This window comes from Thalassotalea sp. SU-HH00458, from assembly GCF_040362795.1.
Classification (GTDB): domain Bacteria; phylum Pseudomonadota; class Gammaproteobacteria; order Enterobacterales; family Alteromonadaceae; genus Thalassotalea_H; species Thalassotalea_H castellviae.
On record NZ_BAABWW010000014.1, the window covers coordinates 1 to 14,852 of the forward strand.

11 protein-coding genes and 2 tRNA genes are annotated in these 14,852 nt (G+C 35.6%); 5 read left to right on the forward strand and 8 right to left on the reverse strand.

Annotation, left to right across the window (positions count from 1 at the left end):
* Positions 1-269 precede the first annotated feature (269 nt).
* Together ABXH06_RS16910 and ABXH06_RS16915 are read right to left on the reverse strand one after the other, a co-directional pair.
* A tRNA-Asn gene (locus ABXH06_RS16910) sits at positions 270-345 on the reverse strand.
* 69 nt (positions 346-414) lie between these two features.
* Positions 415-490 (reverse strand) — tRNA-Asn (locus tag ABXH06_RS16915).
* A gap of 581 nt (positions 491-1,071) precedes the next feature.
* Here ABXH06_RS16915 and ABXH06_RS16920 point away from each other — a divergent pair.
* Positions 1,072-2,448, forward strand: coding sequence for an MATE family efflux transporter (locus ABXH06_RS16920; protein ID WP_353518965.1), 1,377 nt, complete (start codon positions 1,072-1,074; stop codon positions 2,446-2,448).
* Positions 2,445-4,451 carry an excinuclease ABC subunit UvrB gene (gene uvrB / locus ABXH06_RS16925; RefSeq protein WP_353518966.1) on the forward strand — a complete coding sequence of 669 codons (2,007 nt, stop codon included), beginning with the start codon at positions 2,445-2,447 and terminating at the stop codon, positions 4,449-4,451. Before ABXH06_RS16920 ends, uvrB begins: the two co-directional genes overlap by 4 nt.
* 19 nt (positions 4,452-4,470) lie before the next feature.
* Here the strand turns inward: uvrB and ABXH06_RS16930 are convergent, their stop codons facing one another.
* The 3 genes from ABXH06_RS16930 to ABXH06_RS16940 form a co-directional block, all read right to left on the reverse strand.
* A complete protein-coding gene (locus tag ABXH06_RS16930; protein ID WP_311584579.1) occupies positions 4,471-4,683 on the reverse strand; it encodes a hypothetical protein in 213 nt (70 codons plus the stop codon).
* 139 nt (positions 4,684-4,822) lie between these two features.
* Positions 4,823-6,187 carry a sigma-54-dependent transcriptional regulator gene (locus ABXH06_RS16935; RefSeq protein ID WP_353518967.1) on the reverse strand — a complete coding sequence of 455 codons (1,365 nt, stop codon included), beginning with the start codon at positions 6,185-6,187 and terminating at the stop codon, positions 4,823-4,825.
* 2 nt (positions 6,188-6,189) lie between these two features.
* A complete protein-coding gene (locus ABXH06_RS16940; protein ID WP_353518968.1) occupies positions 6,190-7,677 on the reverse strand; it encodes a sensor histidine kinase in 1,488 nt (495 codons plus the stop codon).
* 363 nt (positions 7,678-8,040) lie between these two features.
* Here ABXH06_RS16940 and ABXH06_RS16945 point away from each other — a divergent pair, with 363 nt between their 5' ends.
* Positions 8,041-8,565 carry a hypothetical protein gene (locus tag ABXH06_RS16945; protein WP_353518969.1) on the forward strand — a complete coding sequence of 175 codons (525 nt, stop codon included), beginning with the start codon at positions 8,041-8,043 and terminating at the stop codon, positions 8,563-8,565.
* A gap of 23 nt (positions 8,566-8,588) precedes the next feature.
* Here the strand turns inward: ABXH06_RS16945 and ABXH06_RS16950 are convergent, their stop codons facing one another.
* The 3 genes from ABXH06_RS16950 to ABXH06_RS16960 form a co-directional block, all read right to left on the reverse strand.
* Positions 8,589-9,797: an IS256 family transposase gene (locus tag ABXH06_RS16950; protein ID WP_353518970.1), complete on the reverse strand. Its 1,209-nt coding sequence runs from the start codon at positions 9,795-9,797 to the stop codon at positions 8,589-8,591.
* A 295-nt stretch (positions 9,798-10,092) separates the two neighbouring features.
* Positions 10,093-10,530: a MarR family winged helix-turn-helix transcriptional regulator gene (locus ABXH06_RS16955; protein WP_311584577.1), complete on the reverse strand. Its 438-nt coding sequence runs from the start codon at positions 10,528-10,530 to the stop codon at positions 10,093-10,095.
* A gap of 13 nt (positions 10,531-10,543) precedes the next feature.
* Entirely contained in the window at positions 10,544-11,041 is a 498-nt protein-coding gene (locus ABXH06_RS16960) for a glutathione peroxidase (RefSeq protein WP_353518971.1), read from the reverse strand.
* Between the two features lie 143 nt (positions 11,042-11,184).
* Here ABXH06_RS16960 and ABXH06_RS16965 point away from each other — a divergent pair, with 143 nt between their 5' ends.
* Positions 11,185-12,051, forward strand: a complete 867-nt coding sequence (locus tag ABXH06_RS16965; RefSeq protein WP_353518972.1) for an NAD(P)-dependent oxidoreductase — start codon at positions 11,185-11,187, stop codon at positions 12,049-12,051.
* Between the two features lie 312 nt (positions 12,052-12,363).
* Positions 12,364-14,850: an EAL domain-containing protein gene (locus ABXH06_RS16970; protein WP_353518973.1), complete on the forward strand. Its 2,487-nt coding sequence runs from the start codon at positions 12,364-12,366 to the stop codon at positions 14,848-14,850.
* The last annotated feature ends 2 nt before the right edge of the window (positions 14,851-14,852 follow it).

Genomic DNA, 14,852 nt, shown 5'->3' on the forward strand with positions numbered 1-14,852 from the left:
ATAACGGTTAGAAATTAATTCAAATGATCAAAGTCGCAAAGTAAGAATTCGTTATTGTTAATGATGACAATGAATTTTAAGCAAAGAAAAAGGGCGATACTCATGTATCGCCCTTAATGTGGCTCCTCAACCTGGACTTGAACCAGGGACAAACGCATTTTTTATCAAGAGTACAGTCCGTTGCGCATTATAGGAACTGATGTATTGGTCTAATTATGGGTTATACAGACGAAAAAAAACCACGTTTAGTTAAAAACGTGGTTTTAATGTGGCTCCTCAACCTGGACTTGAACCAGGGACAAACGGATTAACAGTCCGTTGCTCTACCAACTGAGCTATTGAGGAATAAACTTTTTAAACTTCTGTTTATTATGAAGTTAAAGTAACCGTAGTTAAACCATTACTTATATAATGTGGCTCCTCAACCTGGACTTGAACCAGGGACAAACGGATTAACAGTCCGTTGCTCTACCAACTGAGCTATTGAGGAATAACAGTGTTGAAACATTCATTTGTTTGCAACTCGTTAACGGGGCGGAATATTAATAGCACCTAGCCGAGCTGTCAACACAAAATTTAGAAAAAAATCATTTAATTGTTCGTTTGCTTATTTTACGTTCAAGCTGTTGTTAATAACACCGCTTGTTGTTCGTTCCTTATTCAATTAATTGTAATTAAATATTTTTATTTAGTTATCCACTTTTTCTGTGGATAACTATGTTAGTGAAAGTGTAATAAAACGTGATTTAGGGTTATTCAAGCCATTACGCAATAAATGGAAGTTTTTATTGGTCTCGGTAGAGCCCTCGTAAAATATGGGGTGTAAGAGGTTAAGTTTATAAAACAATCATTAGTGAACGTTTTTTGTTCAAGCGATAATTAAGCACAATTTATGTGAATTATTTTAACGTATAAGTGTGAGATTTATTTAAGCAATAAAAAATAAACATGAATTATTCTTTTAAAAACTCAACACGCGACGAAATTAAATATTTCAATAGCGACTCTACTAAGTATCTTTTACAATAAGTCTCGCTTTAGTACCGCTACTCATGAAATTACTTATCGACTATGACAAATAAGAAAAATAACCATCAAATTGATTTATTAGTAGATCCGGTTGGTCAAACGCTCAAGCAAATGACGATACCAATGATTTACGGCATGATTTTATTAATGACATTTAATTTGGTTGATACTTTCTTTGTTGGTTTACTTGGTACACAGCCACTTGCTGCGATTAGCTTCACTTTTCCCATTACGTTTACAGTTATCAGTTTAACAATCGGGCTAGGCATAGGTACATCAGCGGTAATTGCTCGCTCTTTAGGAAAAGGTGATCATAAATTTGCAAAGTGTTCGGGTACTTCTGCACTTATTTTAGGGGCTTTTGTTGTTGGTTTATTGTCGTTTAGTGGCTATCTATACAGTGACGAAATATTTACTTTATTAGGGGCTAGTGAAGATTTATTACCTATCATTCGCGACTATACCGATTTTTGGTTTTTAGGCAGTATATTTTTAATTGGTCCCATGCTGGGCAATTCAATCCTACGCGCAAGTGGTGATACAAAAACGCCAAGTATCGTGATGGGGGTTGGCGGAATAATCAATGCGATTTTAGATCCTATTTTTATTTTTGGCTTTGGTCCTATTGAGGCAATGGGGATAAAAGGCGCGGCTATTGCAACACTAGTTTCTTGGGTCGTTGGAACTGGATTTATTTTATATATTGTCGGTGTCAAACGGCAATTAATTCACACTTCTTTGATTTTTATTAAAACGTTTGCGCAATCTAGTAAAGCGATTTTACATATAGGCTTACCTGCTGCGGGGGCAAATATGTTAACGCCAATTGCTGCCGCTGTATTGACCGCAATTGCTGCCACTTATGGAGAGTCGGCAGTGGCGGCTTTTGGTGTAGGTTCGAGAATAGAGTCTATTGCTTGTTTAGTTGTATTAGCAATGTCGATGACGTTACCGCCATTTATTAGTCAAAACTTAGGGGCGGGTAATATGCAACGTGTAAAGGAAGGATACTTAACTTCGGTTAAGTTTGTCATGATCTGGCAAGTTTTTATCTATGCCTTGTTAGTGATCACCGCTCCTTGGATTGCCGATGCTTTTTCGAAAGAGCAATCTGTGGCTGATATTATCACGTTATTTATTTATATTTTACCGCTAGGTTATGGTCTACAAGGGATTATTATATTAACTAACTCATCTTTTAATGCCTTACATAAACCTATGGTGGCATTATGGTTGAGTATCGTTCGATTATTTGTTTGTTATGTACCATTAGCGTATTTAGGTAGTGAGCTATACGGTATTCATGGTTTTTTCATTGGAGGAGTTCTCGGTAATATGGTGATGGCGTTGATCTCATATCGTTTATTTGCAAAACAGTTTCAATTAACTGAAATGGATATTAAGGTTGCTTCATCATGAAAAACATGAAATTAGTGTCTGACTATACACCAAGTGGTGACCAACCGAGTGCTATAAATAAACTTATGGATGGTATAGAGTCTGGTTTAGCTCATCAAACCTTATTAGGGGTAACTGGCTCAGGGAAAACATTTACCGTAGCCAATGTGATTGAAAAACTAAATCGTCCGACCATGATGCTCGCACCTAACAAAACTTTAGCGGCACAGCTCTATGGTGAAATGAAAGAGTTCTTTCCTGATAATGCCGTTGAATATTTTGTTTCTTATTATGATTATTATCAACCTGAAGCTTATGTACCCACCACCGACACTTTTATCGAAAAAGATGCGTCAATTAATGAGCATATCGAACAAATGCGTCTATCGGCCACTAAAGCCTTACTTGAGCGTAAAGATGTCATTATTATTGCCTCCGTTTCAGCTATTTATGGTTTAGGTGATCCAGACTCGTATTTAAAAATGATGTTGCATTTAAGGCAAGGCGATATTATTAATCAGCGTGATATCCTTCGACGGTTAGCCGAGTTACAGTACACACGAAATGATGTCGCTTTTGCTCGTGCTACTTATCGCGTTCGAGGTGATGTGATTGATATATTTCCTGCAGAATCAGACCGACTTGCTTTACGGGTGGAGTTATTTGACGAAGAAATTGAACGTATTAGTCAATTTGACCCATTAACAGGGCAGGTAGAACGCACATTAGCACGAGTGACTGTTTATCCTAAAACCCACTATGCGACCCCTCGTGAGAAAATATTAGCCGCCGTTGAAAATATTAAAATAGAATTAAAAGATCGCTCAGCTCAATTAAAAGAACTCAATAAATTAGTTGAAGAACAGCGTGTTGTTCAACGTACCCAGTTTGACATTGAAATGATGACTGAACTTGGTTACTGCTCAGGTATTGAAAACTATTCACGATATTTATCAGGTCGCGAGCCTGGTGAAGCACCGCCTACATTATTCGATTATTTACCCGATGACGGTTTACTGATTATTGATGAATCTCATGTCACAGTACCGCAAATTGGTGCTATGTATAAAGGTGATAGATCCCGAAAAGAAAATTTAGTTGAATATGGTTTTAGATTACCTTCGGCGCTTGATAATAGGCCGATGAAATTTGAAGAATTTGAATCTCTTGCGCCGCAAACTATATATGTGTCGGCCACGCCTAGTCATTATGAATTAGAAAAGTCTGCTGGAGAAATTGCTGAACAGGTAGTGAGACCAACAGGCTTATTAGACCCTATTATTGAAGTACGTCCTGTTGACACGCAAGTTGATGACTTATTGTCAGAAATAAATAAGCGTGTGGCGATTGGCGAGCGTGTGATAGCAACAACATTAACTAAACGTATGTCTGAAGATTTAGCCGATTATTTAGATGAACATAATATTAAATCACGATATTTACATTCAGATATTGATACCGTTGAGCGTGTCGAAATTATACGAGACTTTCGCTTAGGCCATTTTGATGTCTTAGTGGGAATCAATTTATTACGTGAAGGTCTTGATATGCCTGAAGTATCATTAGTCGCCATTTTAGACGCAGATAAAGAAGGCTTTTTACGTTCAGAGCGCTCACTTATTCAAACCATAGGTCGTGCTGCTCGGAATATCAACGGTCGGGCAATTTTATATGCCGACAGGATCACCGGCTCAATGAAAAAGGCAATTGATGAAACAGAAAGGCGTCGCTTAAAACAACAAAGTTACAATGAAACGCATAATATTACGCCAAAAGGTGTTAGTCGCAAAATCAATGATGTGATGGATGTTGGTCATCGTCCAGAAGAAGCACTGATTCGCAATAAAAATCGTGCTGCTGAGCCTGATGCGAAATATGAGGCCATGTCGGTTGCTGATATTGATAAGAAAGTAGCACAATTAGAAAAAACCATGTTTGATCATGCTCAAAACTTAGAGTTTGAACAAGCGGCGGCAGTACGCGATGAAATAAATAAATTACGCCAACAACAATTGTCGGCGTAATCTTTATCTTTGAGTAAATTCACTTAAGTTCGAAAATGGTGTAATGACCGATAATGTTGGCAATGCCATCACGATTACAATGGGTTAATTGACTAATATCTTCGATTATCTTATCTTGAACATCGACAGGAAAAAGCATTAATTGCTCCATATACAAATGGGCTTGTAGTTCATTATTTGCGTTCATAAATTCTGCGATACGATTTGCGTGATTAATCCAAATAGCACTCATAGACATCATCCTCATAGTAAACCAGCCCAGGCAAACTATGCACTGGATCAGTAAATTAAGTTTAGGTCAATAATTGAGTGTTTTTTATACAAAAATATTCTAAAAATAAATGTTGCGGTAAGAACTAATCTATAAATTTTTAACTATCTGTTATCTGGTATTTTTCTAATCGATATAAAAAAGCTTTGTATGACATTTTTAGGTATTTAGCGGCCTTTGTTCGATTTCCTTGGTGTTTTTTTAATGTTGCAGCTAAACAAAAACGCTCAAAATTCTCCCAGTTAAAGCCTTCACTTGGTAAAGTAAAGTCAGGTAAATTACTATTATTTGATGTTAAAACATTAAAGTTATGGGTTAACTCTTGTTCATCATCAAGTAGTACAAAACGTTCTATTCTGTTTGATAACTCTCTGACATTGCCCGGCCAATGATATTCTAACAGCTGTCGATATAATTCAGCGGTTAATGTTGGCGCTTTACAACAGTGTTGTTTCGAATGAGTTTGAATAAAATGGTCGGCAAGTAATGCGATATCTTGCTGGCGCTCTCTTAATGGCGGCATTTTTATAGGTACAACATTAAGTCGGTAATATAAATCTTCGCGAAAGTTCCCTTTGATAACTTCTTGCTCTAAATCTCTATGAGTAGCGGCAATCACTCTAACATTCAGCGATATTTCTTCATTACTGCCTAAGCGAGTAATACAAGCTTCTTGTAAAAATCGTAATAGATGGGCTTGTAAAGAAAGTGATAATTCACCTATCTCATCAAGAAAAATAGTGCCGTTATTAGCGGCTTCAAATCGACCTATCTTAGTTGAATTAGCACCTGTATATGCACCTTTTTCGGCACCAAATAACTCGGCTTCTGCAATAGATTCAGCAATTGCACCACAGTTAATGGCAATAAATGCTTGGCTTTTACGGTTTGAGTTTTCATGAAGCGCGCGAGCAGCGAGCTCTTTACCTGTACCACTTTCTCCTAAAATCAATACCGTTGCATTGGTCGAAGATATTTTATCAATACGTTGATATACCGACTGCATCTCAGGTGTTTTACCAACTAAACCTATTAATTGTTTTTGTTCACTCAGTTGAGCGGTTAGTAACTTGTTTTCACCACGTAGATTTTTAGCTTTTAATGCTTTGTCGATGGTTAATAAAAGTTCTTGTCGTTTAAACGGTTTAGGCAAATAATCGTCAGCGCCATTTTGTAATGCTTCAACCGCATGATTAATAGTGCCGTAGGCTGTTGCAATTATAAAGCCTAAGTCTGGAAAGTTTTTACGGGTATAGTTTAATAAGTCTAACCCTGATAATTCTCCAAGTTTCCAATCAGAAAAAACGACATCAAACTTATCATCTTTGAGTGATAATATCGCTTTTTCTACACAGTCAGCTGACATTACTTGAAAATGACTAATGGTTAGAATTTCACAAATAAGTGAGCGTTGCTCAGGATCATCTTCAACCACTAAAATTTTGGCGGAATGTTGATTATTCATTTTTATTGTTCACTTATCGTTGTGTTTTCATTGGGTATCGTATTTGGTATGGTAAAGCTTGCTTGTGCAGAGCAACCTTCTATTCTACCATTTTTACCTTTGATATTGCTAAGGGTTAAGGTGCCTTGATAATGTAAAGATATTAACCGTTTAGCGATATATAACCCCATACCCGCACCTTCGGGCTTAGTTGAAACATGAGGTTGAAATAGCTGTTTCTTAATGTGTTTATCTAAACCCATACCATTATCATTAATAGTCACGTTAAGGAGGCTATTGATTAGTTTCGCATTAATATATACGGTAGCGTTTTCATGACTAGCTTCACAAGCGTTATTGATCAATGTGTGTAATATACTTCTGATCTCAGATTCAGAACCGATTATATTTAAGCTTTGTTCAATGTCTATTTCAAAATGTATTTTTTTACTTGTACAAGATTTGTATTCTAAAATTATATCTTGAACTACACCTAAAATAGGCACGTTTTCCTCCCGCTTTATTCCTGTCGTTGTTAGAGATAATAATGCCTTAATACTTTTATCGATATTTTCAATCTTTTGCTGAATGGTGTGAATTAAGTTCTCTTTTTGCGACTGCACAAGTGATTGGTCAGATAGTTGCTCTATTGACAGACCAATTGTATGAATAGGGTTACGTAACGCGTGTGCTAAACCTCTACTAACTTCACCTAATTCTGCTAAATGAGCTATTTCTTTGTGATGTTTTTCAGCTTGAGACAGCTGTGATAAACGCACGACCATTAAGTTAAAATGGCGAATGGTATCTCTAATTTCTTTTACACCTTTATCCTCAACTTGAAAATGATAATCACCTTTCTCTAATAAACTAAAACCGTTAGAAAGTTTTTTTAACGGTTTATTAAATTTTGTACTGAGCCAATAGGCGAAAATAAGACCTAGTATGCCAATGATAATTAAGGTCAGTTGAATTTTTTCAAAAAGCACTTTACTGCTAGGGGATATAGATTTACTTGTTATCCAAGTGTGACTAACCGTTTTAGGGGATGTCGATGTGCCATTGTTATCGGTAGCGTTATGTTTGAGTATTTTGGCTTTTTCTTCATGTATATTAGCCACTAAAGCTTTAAATTCTCGTGTTAATATTTTTCTATCTAACTCACTCGATTGATTGTCAACATTACTGTCATGCTTTTGTGGTTTAGCTAATTCAACTTCTATCTCTGTTAATAGTTCATTACTATCAACCGAAAAAATATCAATATTTTTATTGATCACTTTTACTTTTTCTTCGTCGTCAATAGTATGCTTGATGATAACTGACGGAGATTGTTGAGCATCGAGCTTTTCTACGGCTAACTCTATTATTTGATCGCTATAGTGTCTGGCTTGAAAGTCTACCTCGCTGGCTAAGTTTTTTTCAATCCAATTAACCACGACGAGTTGAGTGATAGTCAGCAGGGTGATTAAACAACCAATTAAAATAAATAGATAATTTCGTAAAGACATAGAACCTCAAAAGAACACAGGAATAAAAAAATTACTTCATTTATTTCAAATTACTACAAGTATAATGCCAAGATATGAATAAGATTAAAATCAATAAAAACAGAAAGTTAAATAAGTAGTTTCGTTACTTTGGAAATTATTCCCGATATAAGGAAATAACAGTCCTGATATCGGTAATTTTAATCGTGGTTATTAAATAGTTTTAGTAAGGTTTTATTTATGTTGTTGAAATTATTATTAAATTAAATTTTGGTATAAATGTAGCAATAACGTAATAGCAAACAAATAACTATTTATCATTTATTCTTTCAATATTTAAATGAATTAAATTAAAGAGAACACAAAATAATAAAAGGAAATACTATGAAAAATTACTTCAACAAAACATCACTCGCGTTAGCTTTTTCATTATTGGGTGCGGCAAGTAGTATGTCAGCTATTGCAATGAACACCACTGACAAACATCAAATACATGAAGTGGAAGTTATCGCTGACAATAGCGAAGAAGTAAAGATTTTGGTCAATATTGATGGTGATGTGACAGATGTGAAACTGCCAAAGTCCGCATTAAGCGATAGAGCGCAACTAGAAGCTGCATTAACTGACTTACCTGTTGAGTTGAGAGAGAAACTATTAAATGACTTAGGTAGTATTCACTTAGATGACAAAATGGTAAAAATTGATAAGCAAGATCATAGTAGTGATTTATCATGGAATAGTGATTCTGAAAGTGAGCACGTGATTGTTTTACATACCGAGATGGAAGGGAGTAATGAGAATATTGCTAACAAACTGATCAAAGAATTTAAGCATGTTTCAGCTGACGGTAGTATGGAGAAAGTCTTTAAAATAAAACATGACGGCAAACTAAATGCAGAGACCCTGTAACATATTTTGTGTAACTGCCTGGGTTAAATAACATCTTTCAAGCGGTCTTCGAATTCAATCATAAATCGATTCAAGGCCGTTTTCCAATTTCTTATTGGCATCGTCCATTTTTTTGATGCTTGCTCAATGGCTAGGTAAATAACTTTTCTTGCAGAATCATCATGAGGAAACAGCTTACGTTTCTTGATAGCTTTACGAATGACGCTATTGAGTGACTCTATCGCATTGGTGGTGTAAATAGCCTTGCGAATATCTTCAGGGTAGTTAAACAGTGTACTGACATTTTGCCAGTTATTACGCCATGAGCGAGATATACTCGGATATTTACCGTCCCAGCGTTGTTCAAATTGCTCTAGCGATAACAAGGCTTGCTCTTCGGTGATGGATTGATAAATTTGCTTTAAATCCGCTGTGATCGCTTTGTAGTCTTTCCAAGGTACGAACTTCAGTGAGTTACGCACCATATGGACAATACAGAGCTGTATTTGGGTCTCTGGATAAACCGTATTAATCGCATCAGGAAAGCCTTTTAAACCATCAACACAAGCGATGAGGATATCTTTTACACCACGGTTTTGCAGTTCAGTTAATACATTAAGCCAGAACTTTGCGCCTTCATTTTCTGATATCCACATGCCAAGTAATTCTTTATGGCCTTCAATATTAACGCCTAGCGCGAGATAAATGGCTTTGTTGATGACTTGCTTATCTTGTCGGATTTTTACCACTAAGCAATCGAGGTAAACAATGGGATAAACCGTATCTAAAGGCCTGGCTTGCCATTCAACGACTTGTTCAATCACCGCATTAGTGACCCGAGAAACCAGGGTTGGTGAAACATCAGCATCGTACATTTCTTTGAAGGTGGCGACGATATCTCGGGTGGTCATGCCCTTGGAATACAGATATAAAATCTTATCGTCCATCGAGGTAAAGCGGGTTTGGTTTTTCTTAACCAGCAGCGGCTCAAAGCTGGCATCTCTATCGCGCGGCGCGTCTAAATCGACTTCACCATCTTCAGTTCTAATGGTTTTAGACGAAAAGCCGTTACGGTAATTTTCTTTTGTGGATTGTTCATGGCGAGCATAACCTAGGTGTTCGTCGAGTTCAGCATTGAGCGCCGCCTCGACAGTCACTTTCGTTAGCATTTTACGAAAGTCAGTTAAGTCTGCTTCGGTTTTAATTGATTTGGCAGCTTGCTTAGCAAACGCTTCAAGTTCTTTTTTATTCATGATTGCCTATCCTAAACCCTGTATGGGTATTAATAATAGGCAATTACACAGATTTAGTTACAGGGTCAATGCAGATAGTGTTATTCGTTTACTTAGTCATGGTGATTTTAGCCCCGAAGATTTAGACAAGATTCAACAAGCACTAGACGCTAAAAGGTAGCAATTTAAATTGCTGCTTAGATCTGAGCTACTACTTTTCAAAATAATTTTTAAAAAGTAGTAGCGCTTAAAACGAAAACTTAACGACTATAACAACATGGCAATTACGTTATCGTGATTTAGCTATTCTATTAAATTATAAATGCTGTTGAGTGTTGTGTAACAACTCATCTAAATCTTGTTGTAATTGTTTTAGTTCTATTTTTGTTAAACCAGTCAGCATTAATAACTTTGCAGGAATAAATTTCGCTTTGTTTTTGATTTCTTTCCCGTGAGCGGTTAATTCAATTGCAACAGATCGCTCATCAGTTTTACTTCTGGTTCGCTTGATTAACCCTAATTTTTCCATGCGTTTTAACAACGGGGATAAAGTTCCTGAATCTAATTCTAAGATTGCGCCAATATCTTTAATTGATTTTGCTTGTTCATCTTGCCATAAAACTAACATCACCAAATATTGAGGGTAGGTTAAGCCGGCCTCTTTTAATAACGGTGCATAAAGTCGAGTGATAGATTTGTTGAGTTTATATAATCGAAAACACAGTTGGTTCTCGATATGTAACTGCTCATTCATTATCAGAAATTACTTATAATAACGTTTCAATATCAGCGACTAAGGATTCAGGTTTGGTCATAGGGGCGAATCGCTTAATCACTTCGCCATTTTTATTGACTAAAAATTTAGTAAAATTCCATTTGATCCCTGTTGAACCTAAAATACCTGGTGCCGCTTGTTTTAAATAGTTAAATAAGGGATGAGCTTGCTCACCATTTACGGCTATTTTACTGAATAAGTTAAAACTAATATTAAAGTTGAGATCGCAAAAATTCTTAATTTCAGCATCACTGCCTTTTTCTTGTTGCTTAAATTGATTACAAGGAAATGCTAAAACGGCTAGACCACGATCTTTATAGTCAGTATAGAGTTTTTGTAAACCTTCATATTGAGGGGTAAAGCCACAAGCGCTCGCAGTATTAACAATCAAAACAACCTGATCTTTAAATTGTTCCATTGATATATCTTTACCGGTATGGTCTTTGGCAGAAAATTGATAGAAATTTGGATTATTAAGTTCGGTTGTCATCGTCAACTCTGTGTTGTTTGCAATTATATTGTGCACAATGTAATTGTTTTTTCCTATTTGATCAAGTTAATGTTTTATTAAGACTACTGTTATATATTGAATTTACGTAGAATATTACAATCACTTTCGATTAGGAGTAAACAATGAACAAAGTCGCCTTTATTGGTTTAGGTGTAATGGGGTACCCAATGGCAGGACATTTAGCCAAGGCGGGTTTTGACGTTTGTGTTTATAATCGCACCCAAGCAAAAGCTCAAAAGTGGGTTGAAGAGTTTGGTGGTCGTGCTGCTGAAACACCGAAATTAGCGGCGAAAAATTGTGACATTGTTTTTACCTGTGTAGGCAATGATCACGACGTACGAAGCGTTATTCTTGGTGAAGATGGCGTAATTTCAGGGTTAACTGAAGAGACTATTTTAGTCGATCACACGACAGCCTCAGCTGAGTTAGCACGTGAGTTATCTTCAATAGCACAAAAGCAAAATATTCATTTTATTGATGCACCGGTTTCAGGTGGTCAAGCGGGTGCTGAAAACGGTGTTTTAACTGTGATGTGTGGTGGTGAACAATCCGTATTTTTAAAAATACAACCTGTTATGGCGGCATATGCACAATTTAGCCAATTAATGGGGGAAGTGGGCTCTGGCCAATTAGCCAAGATGGTGAATCAAATTTGTTTTGTAAATACGGTTCAAGGCTTAGCAGAAGGATTAAATTTTGCTCAAAAAGCGGGTTTAGATACTAACAAATTACTTGAAACTATTTCAAAAGGTGCGGCAGGCTCTTGGCAGATGGATAATCGCGGTGTGACTATGTGTGATCGTGAATTTGACTTTGGTTTTGCCGTTGATTGGTTAAGAAAAGATTTAGGGATGGCATTTGAAGAAGCCGAAAAAATTGGCGCCGACTTAACGATTACCAAACAACTGGATGGTTATTATGAAGAAGTACAAGCTATGGGGGGCAATCGTTGGGATACATCGAGTTTGATCGCTCGATTTAAAAAATAAGTCCTATCAAAATAGCTAACGAAATCAATGATAACTAAGGTTATATTGTCAATTGTTTAGCTTTTATTCTGCTTAGAGAAAAATAACTGAAACAACAAAAGCGCTTTAATTAGCGTTTTGTTGTTGGATATTAAATCGTACTTTGCCCATTAGTAATTAGACGATTAAAAGGTTAGCTGTCTTTTAAATCGTCACTAACCATCATCAATTTCTATTTTTGTACAAAAAAATAAAAATCTCTATTTTTACTCGAATAATGCAGTAAATAGGCTAAATTTATATTTTAAGGACAGTTCTATTTATGGAGCATTAATGAATATTGTTGACAGTCATTTAACGGTAAATAAAAAAATCATATCAAAGCGTGAAAATAGGTTTCCGGTGATTGAGTGGTCATTGAATATAACAACCCAACAATTTAGCTACGATCAACATGCATTTCGATCAGTATTTCAATATTCCCAACCGATAGTCACTGTGTCAGAACTTATGACTTTACTCACCTATGAGATGCGTGAGAAAGCCAAACAAGTGTTTCGCTCGGTGTTAACTACAGGGAAGAGTCAGCATTTTACTTGTTGCTTAATGTTTAGCAGTGAAGAATTTGTTTATGTCGTATTTACCCTTAACTTAGCTAAAGCGAATGTGGTTAAAGGAACTATGCAACCTTTAATGAAGTTTGCCAACCATATGGAAATAGCTAATATTTTTCAAAGCTTATTCGAAAATGAGCATCATGGTATTTTACTGACCGACAGTGAATCTAAGATTTTGGTTTGTAATTCCTATTTTGAAAAGCAGATGGGTGTCAAACGTGGCGAACTGATAGGCAAGCATACTCGTAGTTTTAATGCAGGAAGGCACTCGGAAGAATTTTATCAAAATATGTGGTCAAAAATTCACAATGATGGCCACTGGTCCGGGGTTATATTAAATCGACACCCTAATGGAGAAGTATTTCCTCATGAATTGACGATTCAAAAAATATCACCCGTTAAAGATAAAATTTTCTATTTAGGCTTAACTGTTGATTTAAAACAACAACTTTCAAGGTTGATGGATACTGAATTAGGTGGAATTGATTTATTAACTAAACAGCCGACTAAAGAAAAATTTCTTACTGAACTTTCAATGTTTTGCCAAAAAACGGGCCATCATAGCGGTAAAATTGTGTTAGTTGTTAAACCCAAATTCACGGAAGAAAATTTTCATCAAAACTTAGTAGAGCTTTCTGATTCGTTATTGCATGTTCGACTAGCACAAGTAACAGGTTATTTGGAAAAAGGGGTTTTTGCTATTTGTACCGAATATCATTTTGAACACAATAATGAGCAATCACGAGCCATTCGGTCGGCAATTAGGTATTTATTTCAAGATATTAAATTTCATGCAAGTAAAGCTATACATGAAGCTTTAGTGAAAGGAAAAATAGGCGTTTCAGTTTTAGGTTTAGATAGTCAATCACCTGAAGAACTCTTGTCAAATTCAACAGAAGCAATGGTAGAGGGCCATGCTGGAGAAGGCAAACATCTCAATTTTTATTTTAAATCTATACACGATGAAATAAATCGCAAGAAGCAATTAGAACTATTTGTTTCAGACGTTATAAAGAAAAAGCTACTTTCAGTGCATTATCAACCTATTGTTAATTGTAAAACTGGCGAGTTAGTTAAATTTGAAGCTTTATGTCGTTTTCCTAAATCACCTGTTACTAAAGCTAATATTGAGGAAATGATCACTATAGCTGAGGATATCGACCTAATTGCTGATTTGGACCATTGTATCAGTACTAATGCATTAAAAGACTTAAATAAGTTACACGAAAAATATGGTGAACAAATAGGTTTAACTATTAATTGCTCCCTTAATACGAAACAAGATATTACGGAAGTTTTAGCAAAATTGGCTCAACAAATTTTAGCTTATGTTCATACCCCTGGCCAAATCACGATAGAATTAACAGAAAGTGCCTACTTTGATAGCCAATATAAACAATCTAATATTCTTAATGATCTACATAAAATAGGCGTTAATATTGCGATTGATGATTTTGGAACCGGATACTCATCATTTAGTTATTTAACCGGCGGTTTATTTAACATATTAAAAATAGATAAAATTTTTGTAACGGATATTCATCAAGACAGAAATAAATATAATATTGTCAAAATGATCACCGGACTTTCCCATACTTTAGGCGTGAAAGTTATTGCTGAAGGTGTCGAAAATGAAGATGAACTTTTTGTGCTACAAACTTTACAGGTAGATTATATTCAAGGCTATTTATTTGCAAAGCCCAAAGCTTTATCGGATCTTGATCATCCCGACTATTTTGTGAAAAAATTCAACCAAGTTATGCAATTGAATAACAATAATAATCAACTTGAGCGTTTTTCATCAATCATTAAAACTCAAATAGATAAATTATTACCTAATGATCATTTAGTCAAAACTTATGATTACTTTAATCAAAATCCTAAGCATGTACTCCCTGTTATTTTTAAGAAAAAATGTCTAGGGCTGGTAAGTGTCTCCGAAATTAATTTACATATTTCACCGACTATGGGCACAGATGCTGAAACCACACAAGAATCTAAAAAATGGAAAAAACCCATTAGTCAGTTGATGAACGTTGAATTTACCAAACTGTTAAATACTATTGTCGTCGATAATTTAGCAGCTTTGATTAAGGACAATCCGAATTTCCCGTGGGTAATTGTTGATGATAAAGAGCACTTTGTTGGGATGATTTTTAAAACAGATATTTTTAATTATTTGATCGAAGAAAATAGCCAGTAGCC